Origin of the sequence: Microscilla marina ATCC 23134, assembly GCF_000169175.1 — a bacterium.
Taxonomy (GTDB): Bacteria; Bacteroidota; Bacteroidia; order Cytophagales; family Microscillaceae; genus Microscilla; species Microscilla marina.
The window spans coordinates 146,940-166,355 of record NZ_AAWS01000013.1; the positions used below are offsets into that span (position 1 = coordinate 146,940).

General features: G+C 41.3%; 12 protein-coding genes. 4 read left to right on the forward strand and 8 right to left on the reverse strand.

Annotated elements, in window-relative coordinates; translation table 11 throughout:
• Positions 1-17: 17 nt before the first annotated feature.
• From M23134_RS14100 to M23134_RS14130, 8 genes are all read right to left on the reverse strand, one after another.
• Complete coding sequence (locus M23134_RS14100; protein WP_002697190.1) at positions 18-881, reverse strand: SDR family oxidoreductase; 864 nt, start codon at positions 879-881, stop codon at positions 18-20.
• Between the two features lie 109 nt (positions 882-990).
• Positions 991-1,782, reverse strand: a complete 792-nt coding sequence (locus M23134_RS14105) for an AraC family transcriptional regulator (protein WP_002697192.1) — start codon at positions 1,780-1,782, stop codon at positions 991-993.
• Between the two features lie 111 nt (positions 1,783-1,893).
• Entirely contained in the window at positions 1,894-3,360 is a 1,467-nt protein-coding gene (locus M23134_RS14110; protein WP_002697194.1) for a DUF4350 domain-containing protein, read from the reverse strand.
• Positions 3,361-3,365: 5 nt separating this feature from the next.
• On the reverse strand, positions 3,366-4,103 hold the full coding sequence (locus M23134_RS38115; RefSeq protein WP_002697197.1) for a DUF4129 domain-containing protein: 738 nt from the start codon (positions 4,101-4,103) through the stop codon (positions 3,366-3,368).
• A 70-nt stretch (positions 4,104-4,173) separates the two neighbouring features.
• Entirely contained in the window at positions 4,174-5,130 is a 957-nt protein-coding gene (locus M23134_RS14120) for a WG repeat-containing protein (RefSeq protein ID WP_002697199.1), read from the reverse strand.
• A 161-nt stretch (positions 5,131-5,291) separates the two neighbouring features.
• Positions 5,292-9,857 carry a T9SS type B sorting domain-containing protein gene (locus M23134_RS38120; protein ID WP_002697200.1) on the reverse strand — a complete coding sequence of 1,522 codons (4,566 nt, stop codon included), beginning with the start codon at positions 9,855-9,857 and terminating at the stop codon, positions 5,292-5,294.
• Positions 9,836-10,507, reverse strand: coding sequence for a hypothetical protein (locus tag M23134_RS42075; protein WP_002697202.1), 672 nt, complete (start codon positions 10,505-10,507; stop codon positions 9,836-9,838). The genes M23134_RS38120 and M23134_RS42075 overlap by 22 nt, the downstream gene beginning before the upstream one ends.
• Positions 10,508-10,884: 377 nt before the next feature.
• On the reverse strand, positions 10,885-12,594 hold the full coding sequence (locus M23134_RS14130) for an AMP-binding protein (RefSeq protein WP_002697203.1): 1,710 nt from the start codon (positions 12,592-12,594) through the stop codon (positions 10,885-10,887).
• Positions 12,595-13,044: 450 nt separating this feature from the next.
• On the opposite strand from M23134_RS14130, the gene M23134_RS14135 reads away from it, so the two are divergent.
• The 4 genes from M23134_RS14135 to M23134_RS14150 all read left to right on the forward strand — a co-directional run bounded on the left by M23134_RS14135 (position 13,045) and on the right by M23134_RS14150 (position 19,156).
• A complete protein-coding gene (locus M23134_RS14135) occupies positions 13,045-13,287 on the forward strand; it encodes a hypothetical protein (protein WP_045113575.1) in 243 nt (80 codons plus the stop codon).
• A gap of 257 nt (positions 13,288-13,544) precedes the next feature.
• Positions 13,545-14,018, forward strand: a complete 474-nt coding sequence (locus tag M23134_RS14140) for a nuclear transport factor 2 family protein (RefSeq protein WP_002697207.1) — start codon at positions 13,545-13,547, stop codon at positions 14,016-14,018.
• A 431-nt stretch (positions 14,019-14,449) separates the two neighbouring features.
• Positions 14,450-15,628, forward strand: coding sequence for a thiolase family protein (locus M23134_RS14145; RefSeq protein WP_045113576.1), 1,179 nt, complete (start codon positions 14,450-14,452; stop codon positions 15,626-15,628).
• Positions 15,629-16,015: 387 nt separating this feature from the next.
• Positions 16,016-19,156 (forward strand): caspase family protein, encoded by a 3,141-nt coding sequence (locus M23134_RS14150; RefSeq protein WP_002697211.1) that lies wholly within the window; start codon positions 16,016-16,018, stop codon positions 19,154-19,156.
• The last annotated feature ends 260 nt before the right edge of the window (positions 19,157-19,416 follow it).

Below are 19,416 nucleotides of genomic sequence, written 5' to 3' on the forward strand. Positions count from 1 at the left end.
ATGCAGGTGTGGTGTGCCTACACCAGGGCTTCTTGTGCTTTTTTGAAAGCCTGAGCCATTGCCAAGGCTGAAAGGTGAGGCCTACCAGTAGCTTGATCAAATTGAGACTCAGGGTTAAAAGTTCCCTGTTGGATTCCATTGTAAATACCACCAATGATTGTTCCCATAAAATCACCTAAAGCAGCTTTACGCTCTAGTAAATACTCTTCGGTAGTCATAGGCCGATAAGATAGGTTGGTGCCAAACACCTGATTAATATATTCGGTAAGTTGTGCTTGAGTAATAGGTTCTCCCACCAGGTGATATACATGACCATTGTGTTGTTCTTCTTGTAGCATATGGCTATAGGCAACTGCAAGCTCGGTACGGCTGGTATAAGCACATTGACCGTTTCCTGCACAATTGGCTATCTCACCTGCCTTGGTGTAGTGCTCGAGGTACTCAAAATCGGGTTCTATATATAGACCATTTCGCCCTATTACCCAGTCTAATCCCGAACGTTGAATGTCCTGTTCTGTTTGGCGATTACTCTTTACAACAGGGCTAAAAGCAGTTTTTGCTTCTTCGCCTATAATACTGGTATATACTATTTTCTTGACCCCATTGGTTTTTGCTGCTTCTATAATATTACGGTGTTGTGCTATGCGTTTTTCAGGCGCATCCATTCCCGATACAATCAATACTGCATCTATTCCCTTAAGGGCTATATCAAACTGTTCACGGCTATTATAGTCGCCTGGTCTTACTTCTACCCCCAAATGCTTAGCTTTTGCTGGGGTACGGGCTATGCCTACTACCTGGTTTTTGCCTATATCTTTTACAAGTTGTTTTACGATGGTAGCTCCCAATTTTCCACTGGCAGCAGTTACGGCTATTTTCATATCTTACAGAGGTTAATTTGTTAAAGACTCATTTGTACAGGTACAAAGGTCAGACAAAAACCAAGAGCAATAAAGGTAAAAGGATGCGTTTCTATGGTAAATGTATTACCTATGGGTATTTAGCTCGGAAATCGGCCGGGGTTTTACCAGTATGCTTCTTGAAGTACTTCAAAAAATTGGTAGGTTCATCAAACCCACAGGCAAAGGCTATTTCTTTGATAGAGTTAGTCGTGGATGACAGCTGCCGTTGTGCTTCCAATACTACTACATCGTCGATAAATGCCTTGGCAGTTTTTTGGGTAAATTGTTTACATATTTCATTTAAGTGTTTGTAAGAGACTGCCAATTCAAGGGCATAATCTTTAGCATTGCGACTTTGGTGAAAGTATTGGGTTACTTGTTGGTTAAACCTGTTGAATAATTCATAATTGCTGCCATCACGATAAACCAATGCCTGCGTTTGGTTAAGCCGAACAAGCTTGAGCAAATAAATAGATAGGTGTGCCCCAATAATATCGGTTTGAGCAAATTTTTCGGTATCTATCAATACTTCGTTGATGGTGGTCACTAGTTTTGAGCTTTCTGGCAAACTAAAAAAAGATAAGCTTAAGGGGCACTTATACAGTTGGGCTATTTTGGCACATGCTGATTGAGCTACATACTTAAGCAAAAATGCTTCGGTAAATAGCAACAGGTGCCCCTTGTAGGTAGACTGGAGGTCAAAGGCGTGTACTTGCCCTGGCGAAATAACCAAACAATCACCTTGGCGCAAAACATAAGTTGTAAAGTCAAGGTGATGACAAGCTTTTCCCTGATTAATGATCAATATGGCGAAAAAATCAAGCCGGTGAGGTTTATAAGGGTCGTGGTTGATGGGGTGTTGGGCAAACAACTCGTCCAAAGATAAAAGCTCAAAACCTTTAGGTCTAAGAGGCTTTTCAAGAAACGATATGTTTGGAATGTGGTCTATGATCGCCTGGTTTTGTTCACAAACCTATGGTGAAGGTCTTCATTATAAACTGTTTTGCTTTAAAGGCTTTTTACCCTTACTCAACCTTATCCGGTTGCTTCTTTCTTTGGCTTGTTGCGATGTTCCAAAGGCAATTTGTAAAATACCCAATATCACAACACCTAAAAACAGGTACAACATATCACCGTCTGAGGTCATGACATAAGATAGTGCCGCTGCACTGCCCATTAAGAGCCAAAACACACCAAAAATAATGTGGTTGTTAAACTGTTTTGAGGCTTTGGTTTCTTCTACTTTATTCAAGTCTTTGCCTTCGTAAGCAGCCTTTACCCTGTCTATATGGCTACTCAGGTGCAACAATTGGGCATCAGAAATAACCGACTTGGCTTTTACTTGTTTAATCTGTTTAAACAGAGTGGCTATTTCGTGTCGATCGCCATTGGTTTTGGCAGCAAGTTTATTCAAAAAATCATCATCAAACTGGGCAGTAGACAAGTATAAATGGGTGCGTACAAACTCCATAAAATGAGTAATACGCTTTTCTGCGATGTTTTTATGGTTGCGTCGTTGGTAGTACAGTTGCCCTACAGTTTTGGTAAACTCCAGCGTGGTATTAGGCAAAGGCTTGATGATAGGAATGACCCTTTGTTTGCGACGTCCGTCGAAAATGATAAACAACAACAAACCTACCGCAGTTAGCCAAAACGCCCAACGCAACGACTCCCGGCTAAATACAAAGCGCAATCGGTTGTTGTCATGAATACGCCCTTCTTTATAATACTCATCCCAAAACACTGTTTGTCTGGGCAAGTAGCTAAGTATACCTGCCACAAAATGAGCGTTGTTGTTAAACACCATATGATAATTGGCAAAAGCCAATGGCGTGGTATTGATATAAAAATGACCATCGCCATGGGGGTACTTAATCAATATTGGTTGATTGCGACTATTTACTGCCAATACTTTTGACTTTGTTTTATTGTATTTTTCAAAATACTCTGTAACTGTTCCTGGTTTGAAATAGTAGGTTTGGTTGGCAAAAGGGTGAGGGGGAGTGAGCCTTAATGATACTGAATCTTTGGTGTTTAAGAAAAAGTAGCTGGTTTTAATTTCCAGTTCGTCTGCCACTGCTTTGTTAAACAATCTGGCCGAAATAAAAGCCTCTCCTCCATTGTTCACAAATTTTTTTAATATTCTAAAATCAGTTGGGTTAGGATCAAACAATCGATTGATAAAGAGGTAGTTTACATCACCCTGAGCCAAGTGAGTACGTGCCTTAAAATCGCGTTTGAGACTTTCGTAAATAGTACGCTCTTTAGTTTCTATTTTTTGGGCAGGAAACACCTCTGCCAGTTCTTGGTGCAATATATAGGCGCCGTAAGGGTTTTGGTCGCTAGAGGCGTAGGTAGGGTTCCAGTTAATGCGTTTGGGTTGGGCATACTCGGCAAACATAAGTATCATTAGTATGACCACAATCAACAATATAAATACTGAGTTCTGTTTTTTCATAGCATTTATGTATGGGTTGGTTTGGACCTGGTTTGGGTTATACGTGCATTAAACCGCTCAAATAAAGGCGCTGTTTGTGTAAATAAATCGCGGTCGATATGGAAGTCTCCATAGCAAATATATTCAAACCTTACTGTCAGTTCCTGAAAGTCTGACTTCAGTGCGCCGTCCTGCAGTGTTTGTACATATTCCTGATTAGTTTTGTCTATTTCCCAGTGAATGAACCCTTTGTCTGATAATTTTTTGAGCGATTGGAGATATAGCAAACGAATGGCACGCCTGTAGTTCTGTTTAGTTTTTGCCTCTTCTATCAGTTGGGCAAAATTCATCTCATGGATATTCTCATCCACTTCGGTAAAAGAGATTTTATTGGAGGGCTCTCTTCGAAATATTCCCGTCAAATCGGCATTGATGAGTTTAAGAATCGCATACAACAGAATCAGTGCAATTAATAAATAATACACTTTACTTGCAACTGGGTGTTTGTCGGGGTCACTCAATGGCTCCCAGAAGTTACGCCATAGCCATTCTTTGAGCCTGTAAATTGTGGAAGGGCTTGCAGGCTTTTGTACTTCTTTGTACTGAAAGCGGGGATCGTCTTTGTACTTTTGAATTTTAGCTTTGTCAAAAGTAGGCACTTTTTGAGGGACACTTATAGCACTGTCTTGCGCCATTACCCGCCCCAATACAGCAAGCCAAAAGCTTATGAATAGTATACCGTATATTTTGAGTGAATAAGGCAATATATATTGTGCGTTAAAATGATGATATACTTACAAAACTAAGGTTTTTAGCCAAAAAAAGAAGGCTGAATCACTTTTCGTCACAATCAACCACACATTTACCTTTTTTGTTGATAAAAAATGTTTGACCATTTAGTACTACCAAAGCAAGCATCTCTTCTTTTTCCTGATTGTATTTGTTTTTATACTTTTTCAGACGAAAGTCTTCTGCCCGGTCATATTTAAAAGGAATTGCTTCTTTACCATTGATGTCTACAAAGCCCCACTTGCGCTGTTTCCATACAGCAGCTACTCCATCTTTAAAGTTACGTACCGCATCGTAGTCCAGCTGAATTACCTCTTCGCCTTTGGCATCTACAAAGCCAAACTTGTTGCCCAGGGACACCTTGGCGCGGTCTTCAGAAAAGTTTCCAGCCCAATCATACTTCAGTTCTATGACTTCCTTTCCGGTAGTATCTACATAACCATATTTATCTTCTTTCATTACAAAGGCAAGTCCTTCTTTACCAAATTTACCCGCTTGTTCGTACTTTATTGGCTTTACTATTTCTTTGCCGTTAGTGTCTATAAACCCATACTTATCTTTGACCGACACCCTGGCAAACCCGTGGCTAAAGTGGGCGGCTTCGTCGTATTGTGGTTCAGCAATTTCTTGTTTTTGCCTGTTTATATAGCCCCACTTATCGCCTTGCTTTACCTTGGCAAAGCCCCCGTAAAAACTATCTTCAAAGTCGTATTCTTTTACAGGCAATGTTTTTTTTACTATAGATTTCTTTTCCAACTTTTGGTTGGCCAGAATAGAATCAATGCTTGTCAAGCGTTTTTGGATGTATACATCCTTGGGGCTCAACTTAGCAGCTTGTGCATAGTATATTTGAGCGTTTTTATAATCGTTTTTTGCCCAGGCACTATTGGCTTGGTCCAGGGTTTCTTCCAGCTGTTGGGCTTTTTTCGTTTTGGCACTGCCACATTGCACAAACAAAGGCAATAAGGCAAACCAACACAGGTAAAGTAAGGTATTCTTCATGAAAGGTAAGTATAGGTTATGTTTTGAAAACGGGAAGTTAACAATAATGTAGAGATTTGAATAACACACCCAGAGATTTTACGTAAATGCGCCTTCATAGCAAGTACTGGTCAACAGCACACCGTCTGGGCTGCTTCAATCGGTTCAAGATCAAAATGTGCTTACTTCATGATTTTTATCCAACCTTTATAACTCACCCCAGTGTCTTTGTAGGTAAGCGAGTAAAAATACAAGCCTGCAGGAGCACTTCCTCCGTTCCAATCGTTTTGGTAGTCATTCCTTCGGTAAATCACATTGCCCAAACGATTGCTAATGATGAGTTTCCAGCCCGATTTGTCTAGTCCTGGAATTTTAAATGTGTCATTTTTACCATCACCATTGGGTGTAATCACATTGGGTACATACAAGTTACAATTGGCACGGTTTACCACTACCGTATCGCGGGCAGTACAGATGCCTTCGGTTACTGCTACCCAATATAAGCCAGGGTTTGTAATGGTAAGAGTAGGGGTGGTACTGCCATCGCTCCATAAATAAGTAGCTGTGATGCCATCAATGGCCGCCTTGGGTTGTAAGGTGAGCGAACCACCTGTACACAAAATAGTATCGTTGCGGGTGGCTAAACTGGCGTCAGGTGGATTTATAAAACTTACCTTAATACTACCTGTTGCCTCACAGTTATTCAAGCGAACAGTCACAGAATAAGTACCTGCATTAGTTACGCTCAAAGTAGCATCAGTGGTGCCATTGCTCCATAGATACCCCAGCGCCCCTGGCAAGGTGGCATCCAATACCAGTGTTTGCCCGGCACATACACTGGTTTCTGCCCCACCAAAATCAACCACAGGAGGCAATATTTGTAGGCTATCGCGCACCGAGCAAGTGCCAAAAGTAACGTCTACCCAATAGGTACCTACCTTGTCGGCAAAGTAATAGGGTTTGGTAGAGCCATCTTGCCATACATAAGTGGCACCTACTTGATAAGCATCAATAAACTCAGTGGCCCCCTCGCATAGCACCCGGTCTTGCCCCAGCGAAAAACCTACCAAACGATACTCTACATTGATGGTGTCGCTTACAATGCAGTCTCCTTTTTTAACTGCTACCCAGTATTTACCCGATTGAGTAATGGTAAAGGTAGGGTTGGTACTGCCATCTTGCCACTCATAAGTTGCTCCGGCAGAAGTAGCATTCAGCAATAAAGATTCATCGTTGCATAAAATCTGGTCGGCACCAAGGTTGACAGATGGAGGGCTGGTGTATTCGATAAATACTGAGTCGCGAACAGCGCAAGCCTTGAATGAGACTTCTACCTTGTACCAACCGTTTTGAGTAACCACCTTAAAAGGAAGAGTAGAACCGTCGTCCCACAAGTAAGTAGCCCCTACATTGTAGGCATTGAGCAAGACTGATGAGCCAGTACAGGGACGCAAAGTGTCTTGATCGAAACTAAAAGCTTTTTGGAGTACATTGACATACATGGAGTCCATGCGCACACATTGCCCTATAGACACTGCCACTTTGTACCACCCAGTATTACGTGCAGCATAGGTAGGGTTGGTACTGCCGTCTTGCCACATATAATCAGCAAGTTTATTAAAAGCATTTAAAACAATAGAGTCGCCCTGGCAAATGGTCAAGCTATCGGTAGGGAAATTGATCACCGGAGGAATGGCGTGTTCTATAGTAATGGTATCTGTTTTTTCGCAACCTCCCAGCTTTACTGTTACCCAATAGGTGCCAGGTTGGGTAACATTTTTAAAAGGTTTATACTTATTCAAGTCAGTGCGATCGGTGGGAGTGTTCCACTCATAGGTAGCCCCTTGCACAAATACATCTAAAAATACTGCTTCATTTTGGCACACCATCAAGTTGCGCCCGAAGCCAAAGTCTACATTAAATATTGTTACATTGATGGTGTCAATTACACTACATTGCCCTATCGAAGTTTTCACCCAATACATTCCACTTTGGGTCACTGTCAAGGTAGGATTCTTAGATCCATCTGACCATTCGTAAGTGGCGCCCGGATTGAAAGCATCAAGCAACAACGGTGAGCCGTTGCATACCAGTGTGTCTTTGCCCAGGTTTACCTGAGGTGGGTTGGCAATGTCAATGTACACCGAGTCGGTAGAGGTACAACGCCCCAAACTGACTGTTACCTTATACCAGCCCACTGCCGACACTGTAAAAGTAGGATTGGTGCTGCCGTCTTGCCACAAATAAGTAGCTGCCGGGTGAGGGTTTGTTACATCAAGGGTGTAGGGAACACTGGTGCAAATAATGGTACTATCGCCCAGATTAAAGTTGGCATCAGGGTATGACACCACTACAGTATCGGTTTTTTTACAGTCGCCAATAGACACCTGCACGGCATAAGTGCCACTTTGGGTAATTTCATAATAAGGATTGGTGGTGCTGTCTTGCCACAAATAAGTAGCACCAGGGGTGTATACATCCAAAAACAGGTTTTGTCCATCACACAAAATAGTATCTTTGCCTAAGTTAGTAACAGGTGGAATGGTAAAGTCTATGTCAATGGTATCGGTTACTGCACACTTGCCCCTATTTATTTTTACCCAGTATTTGCCTGGAGTATTGACCACAAAAACCGAGTCGGTAGAGCCATCCTGCCACAAATAGGTAGCACCAGGTTGTGCTGCATCCAGTTTGATAGGCTCGCCAGCACACAGCACCTTGTCCGCTCCAAAATCTACCACTGGAGTTTGTATATAAGTTACATTGATCGTATCGGTTTCTGTTTGGCAACCATTGGTTACCTCTACCCAGTATTTACCAGAGTTGGTTACACTGAGGTACCTGTCACTAGAACCATTTTGCCATAAATAATTGGCTTGAGGGTTTCCGGCATCCAGCAGCAAGGTTTGCCCACTACATAAAGTAGTATCGTTTCCTAAACTTACTGGAGTGAGGGGTTGGGTTTGATCAATAATTAAGATGGTATCTTGGGTAATACAGCCTGTACTTGACGTAATGGTGACCCAGTAAGTACCTGGTTGCTTTACAATCAAGCTATCATTGGTAGAGCCATCATTCCACAAATAAGCCGTTGCTCTGGGGTTATAAGCTACCAAAGGCAATCCATTGATTGGGTCGCACAATACAGTGCTGTCTTTGCCCAGGTTCAATGGCAGGGGAAACTCTATAGTTATATTGATTGCATCGCGGGTAGTACAACCCCCACTGGTCACATCTACATAATACAGTCCTCCGTTTCTTGCGATGTAAGTAGGGTTGGTAGAACCATCTTGCCAAAGGTAGGTAGCACTTTGCCCCAACAATGTGGCGTCTAACTTAAGGGTAGTACCAAAACAAATTACGGTATCTTTGCCCAGGTCTACAGTAGGGGGTGGGGTATTATTAATTCCTACATTGATGCTTCCGGTAGCGGCACACCCTCCTCCGGCAACCCTCACAGTATATTCTCCGGTTTGGGTAATGGTATATACCGAGTCAGTACTTACTACTGTAGTAGCTCCAGTAGACGGGTCAGTCACTTTGCGCCAGGTATAAGTAAAGTTTACTCCTTGCACATTTTGGTATACATCCAACCTTAGTGTTTGGTCTTTACACAACACTACGTTGGAAGAAGGCAATTCAATCTTGATAACCGATACTTTAATATCATCTGTTTGGGTACATCCGTCTTTGGTTACCCGTACAGTATACACGCCCTCATCGGCTACTACATATACCGAGTCGGTAGACCCATCTTGCCACTCATAAGTAGCCCCTGGAGTATATACATTCAGGCTAACCGTGTCGCCCAGGCATACTACCCGGTCGGGGCCCAGGTCGAGTGTAAAAGAAGGATCATTGATGTCTATAGAATCGCGGGTAGTACCACAACTATTGGTAACGTCTACCCAATAGGTTCCTTTGGTGTCTACTACCAAAAACGGACGGGTAGACCCATCAGACCAGGCGTAAGAAAAAGCGCTGGAATCAGTAGCATCCAATAACAAAGATTTGTCACAAAGTATTTGATCGGGGCCTAGGTCTACTTTAGGGGGAGAGTCGGTAATGACCACAAAGCGTTCAAATGTTTTTTGGGTTCCATTGGTGTAGGTAATGACCAACGTAACAAAATAGGTGCCTGCGGTGGCATACACATGCGTAGGTTTTCGTTGTATTGAGGTGTTGGCTATTACACCAGATGCCGGGTCGCCAAAGTTCCAGTTTACTTCGAGTACGTCTACAGTATCTGTAAGGGTAAACTCGGTAGCTTGCCCCTTGCAGGTTTTGTCAAAAGTAAAAGCAATGGTATTAAAATAACTTTGCACGAAAGTGGGTAAGCCCAAAGAGCCTACTCTGCCGTTGAGACTGACGCCATCTTCCTGATAAATTGCGGCGTTGCCTTTACCATCAGGATTGTTGATTACATCAAGAGAATAACTGTACTTGGAGCAATAAATTTTACCGTCTGGAGCTAGTTGTAATGCGCCAATGTTGTAGAAAGTAGGCAAGATCACCAACGAGCTGACAATGGCTGATTGATTATGATTAGATATGTCGTATTGGTACACATCAGAGTGATACCTTCGGCTAATGTATAATTTTTTGCCATCTGGCGAAAACTCTACTCCATAAGCATACTCAAGGTTGTCAATAGTTACGGGGTTAGACACTGCTCCTGTATTGTTGTCAAAGTCAAACAATTGGCATATTCCTTCTGTACCAATGGCTACTGCCAGCTTGTTGCCCATAGCCGATGCCTTGAGGTAGCCGTGGGTATTGAATATAAATCCTGAGTGGATGAGCCCGGAATAACTAATGACAGGTTGGGTTTCGAGCCCTTGGGTTGTAATTCTGTAGGCGTGAAATTCGTTGTTTCCCAAGGTTTGGCAATGACCCATACATCGGTACCATTGGCGTGTTGTACGGCAGTAATTTTCTCGGTAGATGGGGTAAACATAGGTATATTCTTGACCACCACATCTCCTTTCCCAGTCTCTTTGGTCATATCTACCATTGAGTAGGCAAACCCATACTGCCCCAGGTTGTTATCCACCGTAAAAATATAATATAAATCTGAGTTTCCTGGGTAAGGAACAATCACCCCCGATTGGGTAGCCGATGGATCTCCAAACAGCCCCGTACCATTGGGCATTTCCTGATGAAAACGATTCCATACCTTGATACCATCCGTGTAAAACAGGAGTTTACCGTCATTGTCACAAATAGTGGCGCAACCTTCATCTGTAATCAATTTTCCGTCGGTGAGTGCGGTAGGTGGTGTATTGTTAAAATCAAGCCCGGCGCCAAAACCAAAATACCAGATATTCCCTTGTTTTTGAGCCTGGAGCGAGAATACTGGAAGTATAAAGGCGAAAATGAATATTTTTAAACGTAACATGTACTATTGGTTGGTGTACATTTAAATACAGGTGTCATAAGTATCTATTGTAACCCTTAAACGGTAAGTAAAGGATTGAATGTTCCAATTAATTTAATAAAACTCTTATAATAATGATATTATTCAGGGGGTAAATGTGTGTAAATGGTAAATATCAAAAAAAATCAGTGGAAGAGGGTGACCTTTTTCAAAGAAAAATATAAAAAGCGAAACTACTATTTCACCAAATCTTAAAAACTGACTTTAAAAAGAAGTGAGAGGCGTAATTACCATAATTACAGTCTCTTTTTTTTTGCCCTTACAGCATAAAAAAAACCTGATAATAAAAGATTACCAGGTTTTTTCAGAATATTTATACAACAAACATTGTGAGAAATTTATTCCCAAACAACTTTCTCTTTTAGCTCATACCATTTCAACAATTGATCTTGGTAATGGGCTTCCAGTATATTTCTTTTGATTTTGAGTGTAGGAGTCAAAATACCATTTTCAACACTCCAGGGTTCCGACACTACCACAAGTTTATTAAGCCTCTCATAGTTTATAAGTGTTGCGTTTACCTCAGTCAATGTTTCGGCAATACTTTCAGTCACCTCTGCTTTGGGTGCCTGCAGTCCTATCTCAGACAATACAACCAACATTACTGGCTGTGGCAAGTTACGTCCCAACACACATACTTGCTCTATGTGGTTGTTTATTGCAAACTGAGCCTCGATGGGGGCAGGCACAATGTATTCACCTTTGGCCGATTTAAAAGTGTCTTTTACCCTTCCGGTAATTTTCAGGAAACCATCCTTATCAAACTCTCCCTGGTCTCCGGTATGCAGCCATCCTCCTTCTTTCAACACCTTTTTGGTAATATCAGGCTCTTTGTAATATCCGGTCATTACCCAGGGAGCACGCATGCAAATCTCGCCTGTGCCTTCTTCTATTTTCATATCACAACTTGGGTATGGCTTGCCTATTGTCCCCAGCTTATTTTCATCGGCAGGCATTACAGTACAACATCCACCATTTTCGGTCATTCCATACGCCTCGCGAATATTCATACCTAATTTTTGGTACCAGGCAATCAAAGTAGGAGGCATTGGTGCTGCTCCAGTGAGCAACAATTTGGTATTGTTGAGCCCAAGGGCAGTGCGTATTTTCTTTTTGACAATACTTGAGATGATTGGAATGTTTAGCAAAACATTCAACTTACCCTGTGACATTTTTTCTAAGATACCCAACTGAAACTTGGTCCAGATACGAGGTACCGCCAAAAAGTGAGTAGGGGCTACATCCTGTAGGTTTTTGGCAAAGGTATCAAGCGACTCCACAAAAGATACTGTTCCGCCTGAATACAAACTGGCAGTTTCTACAATGGCGCGTTCTGCAATATGGCAAAGTGGCAAATAAGAAAAGTAACGGTCAGAGGTAGCACCTACCTTAAGTATAGGTGTAGCACCTGACATAGGGGCAATTGCGGTGCGGTAGCTATGCATTACCCCTTTGGGCATGCCAGTAGTACCAGAAGTATATATAATAGTAGCCAGCTCATCAGGGTCGGCCACTGGGTTACCTTGCAATGGTTCGTGCTTGGCTGTTAGGTCATCCCATTTGTCAAAACCATCGGCTTCTGAGGGGCTATTAGGGTAAGCAATGCAATGAACTCCTTCAGGCACTCCAGCCTTCATTCCTTCCCAATCGTCCAGTTTGCCTACAAAGAGTATTTTACACTCACTGTGGGTCATTACCTGGTTGAGTTGTTCTGCCTGAAGCGTGGGATAAAAAGGTACTGATACGTGCCCACTCATGATAATGGCAAGGTCGTTCATGATCCAGTGTGCACAGTTTTTAGAGACAATGCCTATATTGCTCCGTTCGGGCAAGTTCAGGGCTTGAATGGCTGTAGCCATTCGTCTTACCTGATTTCCTACCTCGGCCCAGGTATATTCTTTCCAGGTATCACCTTTAGGTTGCCTCAAATATACTTCATTAGGGCGTTTTTGCTCCCAATCGTAGAAGTATTCAATCAATAATTTAATATCCTGCTGGTTTGAGGTAGAGGCGTTGCTGTTTTCAAGTGTAGTCGACTGTTTATCCATATAATTAATGCCAATTTTTCTAATATTCTTACAAATCTATCTAATAAATAATTCAAAACAAAGATTGTTTTGTACCAAGCTTATTTGCCGATCATTTAACAAAATTTTATTTATATCAGCAAAATATTCAAAAAGCTTAATATTACAAGAACAACATAAAACACTAGAAAAAGTTTAAAATGCTGACTATCAGTCATTTTAAATCTATTAGTTACATTTGTACCTAAAGTGCCCATCATGGTAAAAAACAATCTTGCTCTGTAGAAGCTATGGGAATAGTTGGGTAAGAAAAATTTATTTATTTTTAAAAAAAAATATTGTTTGGTACAAATGCTGGCACTTTGAGCAACCTAAACGGTAGAGTGCTATTCATAAAGGAATGGCTCATTTAAAATAGTAAAAACAGGGTTTGGAAAAACAAACATCTACTCTAAAACTAGTAAACAAAATATGAGATTAATTGCTAATATACCTCATCCTAAATGTAGTATCACGCTTTTGACTATGAACCAAAAGTACATACTCAAGTTTGAGCAAAATAACCTGGAACAAACTTATAAAATAGGTGAAATGGATGTGACAGGCGAAGCCGAGGTGCGTGAAATCACTGAGGATGCTGGGTTTATTGAAAAAGTTTTGGCTCGTTTTGAGGCAATGGAAGAAGATTTTTATAAAGTGTTGCAAGGCTATTGATGTCGTTAATCATTGCCTGAGCTGTTTTGGGGTGTATAGTCACGTATTTGGTCTAAAACCTAAGCAAAGCAGTAATGGTATGGTTAATTTTACAAATAGTCCAAAGTTTTGACAGGAGTAAGTTTCAGCCTGTGTAGCTGCGTTGAGCTCATCATAACAAGCTGTACTTTGGCAAGAGGGATAACCAAACCAAAAAAGCGGCGGACTATTAATTTCATAAACAACTTAATTAAATCACCCAACCTAATTTGTAAACCATGTATATCAAAAAAAGCTGGATCACCCTATTTGCAATGATTGCTATCGTGCCTTTGCTGGCCTTTACCAAGCTACGTTATGACAATGCAACTAAAAAAGCAGAGGTAAAGCAACACATTTTAAAATCATATATACACGGAGCGTTCAATGAGCTAAACCCCGAAGCAATGGCAAAAGGTTTTCATCCTGAGTTTGCCATTTTTAGCCAAGGTAGTAAAGATAAACTTCGTCGTTATCCGATCGGTAAGTGGGTGGCAGGAGTAAAAAAGAGAAAAGCCAAGCCAGATTTTGACCCAGAAAAAAATAAGTGGGCGCATAAGTTTCCTATGGTAGATGTTACCGGAAATACTGCTTCGGCAAAAGTAGAACTGTATAAGAAAGGAAAACTAGTGTATACCGATTATTTGTCGCTGTACAAATACGATGATGGCTGGCGCATTGTAGCTAAGGTATACCATAAACATAAGAAATAGTCAGGGTTTATTTTGACCAAAATCACCTGTATAGCCGGTCTAAGTTTATTTAACCTGAACTTTGGTCGGCTATTTTGTTGTTAATACATTGAAATAGTTCAAAAAATACGATTAAAAATGAATGATGTTCCTGAGAAGGCTTCAATCAATAGAATATGATTGTAATAAAATGGGAATTGATTGCATTTGTATTTAGATTTGTGTAAAGAAGTGAAGGCTTAGTAAGACGTAAAAAATGAAAGTATTTCAAAGGAACAAAATACCTTATTGATGCATAATGAGGGAGGTTGTTTAAGTGGAATAGATCGTTTTTGTAGTTTTACTTATCAGTCAATCGCACACACCTATAACAAATGCCAGACTGTAGGCTTCACTACTTACAACCCAATTTGAACTATTCAAGCAATCACACACTAAAACTTCAAAAAAACATGAAAGAAGTATATATCATTTCTGCTGTTCGCACTCCCATTGGTAGCTTTATGGGAAGCTTGTCAAGTCTTACTGCTACTCAACTAGGAGCAGCTGCCATCAAAGGAGCTTTGGAAAAAGCTGGAGTAGATGCTTCAGAAGTACAAGAAGTATTTATGGGTAACGTACTTTCGGCTGGTTTGGGGCAAGCTCCTGCCAAACAAGCTGCATTGTATGCGGGCATTAGCAACACGGTGCCTTGTACCACTGTAAACAAAGTATGTGCTTCGGGTATCAAATCTATCTCTTTTGCGGCAATGAGCATTATGTCAGGTCAAAATGATGTAATCATTGCTGGTGGAATGGAAAGCATGTCTAACGTACCTCACTACTTGACCAAGTCTCGTTTTGGTTACAAGTATGGCAATGTAACTACAATAGATGGTTTGGCTTATGATGGTTTAACTGATGCCTACGACCAAGTGGCCATGGGAGTGAGTGCTGATGCCACTTCTGAAAAATATGGGTTTACCCGCGAAGCTCAGGATGAGTTTGCCATTCAGTCATACAAGCGCAGTGCTGCGGCTACCGAAAGCGGCGTTTTTAAAGAAGAAATTGTACCTGTAGAGGTTCCTCAGCGTAAAGGCGATCCTTTGGTAATTACAGAAGATGAAGAGTACAAACGTGTAAACTTCGAGAAAGTATCTAAGTTGCGTCCTGCGTTTAACAAAGAGGGTACAGCCACCGCAGCCAACGCTTCTACTTTGAACGATGGTGCCTCTGCACTGCTAATTATGAGCAAAGAAAAAGCGGAGTCTTTAGGTCTAAAGCCTATAGCCAAGGTAGTAAGTTTTGCCGATGCTTCTCATGAGCCTAAGTGGTTTACGACTGCCCCTGGCAAAGCCGCTCCTAAAGCCCTTGAGTTGGCTGGCCTTAAAAAAGAAGACATTGATTATTTTGAGGTAAACGAAGCTTTTGCTGCAGTAACCATGGCTTTTAACAAAGATATGGGATTGAGCGAAGACAAAGTAAACGTGCACGGGGGAGCTGTTTCTCTAGGACACCCGCTGGGTTGCTCTGGTGCCCGTATTGCCACTACTTTGCTCAACGTATTGAAGCAAAAAGAGGGTAAGTATGGAATGGCGGCCATCTGTAATGGTGGTGGTGGTGCTACTGCGATGGTTTTTGAAAAAATGTAGACCAACACCTTTTTTTGATACAAAAACGCCTCATTATTGAAAAATAGTGGGGCGTTTTTATGTTTTCATAAAACCAATGTTATCCCTATGAAACTTTGATAAATTAGTCCAAAATCTAATCTCCAGCGTTCAAATCCCGTACATCATATCACTGCCAGCTTTTACAACAATAAAACATACCTCCTACCACTATGTGTCTTTTGTATGCCTAAAGCGAGGCAAGTAATCTATTATAAAAATAGATTTTGCCCCCAAAAACATGTATTTTGTATTTATATTGGTGGCTATGTAATAAATATTATTTGAAGTAAAAACAACTCTTTTAACAGAGCCTTACGTCTTTTATATTGAAACACTAAGTAATCTATAAAAACACCTATTTAATCTATGAGAATCTTACATTATAACAAACTATGGTTGCTGTGTGGCTTGCTACTGCTGACTGTGGCAATAAAAGCACAAAATAATACCCAGTTGGTGATAGAACCACAAGGGCATTCGGCTAAAATTTCTGACATTTTGTTTACGCCTAACGGCCAATCAGTGATTTCGGTAAGTCACGATAAAACCATTCGTATTTGGGAGTCGTCCAGTGGCGAGCTCAAAAAAACAATCAGAGGGCAGATTGGAGATGGTTCGCAGGGCAAGATTTATTCTGCGGCACTCTCACCTAACGGACGCCTGTTGGTAGTGGGGGGATTTTTCTCTTATGGTACCAACCGAGAGTATGGAGCGATAAGAATAATAGACCTGAAGAGTAATCAAATGATTGCCAAACTGACCGGACACACTGATGTGGTTTTCTCGGTAGCTTTCTCAAAAGATGGCAGATACATTGCCAGTGGCAGTGGTGATAAAACCATCAAAATATGGGAAGTAAACCGAAAACGTCTGGTAACTACCCTTAAGGGGCACAGCAATAGCATTTATGAGGTAGCGTTTGCACCCAATGGCAACCAACTTATTTCGGGGAGCTATGATAAAACGGTGAAAATCTGGGATTGGCAAAACCGCCAGGTAATCAAAACCCTGACTCGCCACAATAATAGAGTTCAGGTTGTAGCTTATTCACCCAACGGGCGATATTTTGCTACGGGTGGCTACGACAAACGTATATTTTTGTGGGATAACAAAGGAAACTTTCTGAAAGAAATATCTACCAATACTACCATTGTCAAAAAAATTCGTTTTTCCCGTGATAGCAAAAAACTATTGGTCGCAGCCAAGTATCAAAACATTTATAGTGTACCCAGTGCCGACTTGCTTAGCTCTATTACCAAGCACAAGTATGCTACAGGTGCCGCTCTTTGGGGGGCTACCGGTAAGTATATGGCTACCGGTGGAGGAGATGATAAAGAAGTATATGTGTGGAACACGCAAACAGGCAAGGCGGTGTCGCACGTAAAAGGCAAGGGTAAACCCAAGTTTAATATAGGCTTTGCCCGAAAAGGGGCAAAAATAGCATTTGGTAATACCTGGAACAGTGGTAGCAATAAAGGACCACTGACTCAGGCGTTTGACTTTACCAAAATGAAGCTATATGCCGATGGGGTAGATCCAGCAGATTTTCGTAAAGCCCTTATTTTATATAAAAGCAATACGCTGACTAAAGTAGGCAAATACAAACTAAAAATTAAAGACGAGCTTTTTATCAAAAACCGAAGTAGTGTAGATGGTTCTATCAAAGTATTTACCTATACCCCCAATGCTTCCAGAATTATTTTAGGAAATAGTTTCAATATGAACCTATACTCTAGAAAAGGCAAGAAGCTGAAACAATTAGTGGGGCATACCTCTATTATAAGGGCGATATCACCTTCGTCTGACAACAAGCTGCTGGTATCAGGTAGCGATGACCAAACCATTAGGTTATGGAATATAGACAACCCAGGGTTTAGCACCAGCAAGCGGGAACTCAAAACAATTGCCAAGCGATTTACCCACCCTAGCTGGCTTAAAGCCTGGAAACGCAATGGAATCGAAAACCTAATCAATGAACCTGGCATAGAACCTTGGCTGAAGGCAATTGTTGCTTTTCGCAAAAACAATGAAAATACCAACGCCAATATGTATGAAGCCTATCTCTACAAACAGCGTAGAATTAAAGTACGTCCTCTGGCTACCTTATTTGTAGCAACTGACAACGAGTGGGTTTGCTGGACTCCTCAAGGGTACTATGCTGCGTCGGCAGGGGGTGAGCGCTACATTGGGTGGCATATTAACCGTGGAGGCAATAAACTGGGGACTTATTATCCGGTGGCTACTTTCCGCAAAAAATACTACAAGCCCGATTTGGTAAAGCTTATTATCAAGCATGGTTCGTTTGACAAAGCAATGAAGTTATACAATACCAACAATGTACAAGTAACCGAAAACATTGTAAAAAAGAACGAAAACATCATGGATCATCTGCCGCCTAAAGTAGAGTGGGTAAACCCGGCTGAAGGTGACTTGAAAGTAAAAGGTAAAACATTTACTGTAAAAGCCCGCATTACTTCTGGCTCAAAAATTACCGGAGTAAAGCTGTTGGTAAATGGCAGAGCAGTAGCCAAAACGAGAGGGTTTGAAGTAGTAAAAAATAAGTCGGACAAAGAAAAGGTGCTTGAGTATAAGGTAACTCTGGAAGGCCCCGAAACCAACCTTTTAGTATTTGCTTCCAATACGAGTTCTTCTACCTTGTCAGAAGCCCGTACCCTGAAGCGTGAAGCGGGTAGTATCAGTAAAAAGAACAACGATGACCTGGAGTTTGATGTGAAGCAAAATAATATGCTGAAGCCTAACTTGTATGTGGTAAGTGTGGGAGTATCTGATTTTAAGAAACAGTCTTACAACCTTGATTATGCCCACGCAGATGCAGAAGCAATTACTGCCTTGTTTAAAACCCAAAAAGGATTGCTTTATAAAGATGTGCAGGTAAAACAATTGACCAATAAACAAGCTACCCGTGCCAATATTCTGGATGCTTTTTATTGGTTAGAGAAAAATGTAACACATAAAGACGTCGCTATTTTATTCATTGCCAGTCATGGGTTCAACGAAAAGGGTAAGTTTTTTATATTGCCACACGATGGTGACCCCGAAAGGTTGAGAAGCACGGCTGTAAACTGGGCCGATTTTCAAGATGTATTAGGTAATTTGCCCTCTAAGGTAATGCTATTTTTAGATGCTTGCCATAGTGGTGCCTTGGGCGATAACCTGACAAAAACCCGTGGATCAAAGGTAAATAATACCGAAGCCATCAGAGAAATTACATCGGCTGAGCACGGGGTAATTGTGATGTCGGCATCTACCGGAAGCGAGAGTTCACTGGAGCAACCCGACTGGAAACACGGTGCGTTTACTTATGCTTTGCTGAAGGCAATGGCAGAGAAAAAGGCTGACTTTAATAACGACGGCATTGTGTATTTGCGTGAGTTAGATTTTTTTGTGGCAGATGAAGTAAAAACCCTGACCAAGGGCAAGCAACATCCTACTACGCTTAAACCAAGTACCATTAGCCGTATGCCGTTGGTGCAAGTAAGAAAGTAGTGAGCCACTGAGGCTAAAGAGTGTCAAAAGGGGCTGTCAGATAAATGATACAGCCCCTTTTTTGGGAGAGGGCAATCAGGTAGCATTACTTTTTGAAATCGTGCCTTTATAGTAAGAAATATGACTTGTTTTTTACTAAAGTGAGACAGTACTAAACTTTACAAGTCTCCAAAGGTTTTACGCCAATCATTCAAATAAAAAAAGAAAACGTTAGGTTTTTTACTGCTAATTGCTCAGCTTTGCAGCATCATTCACATGAT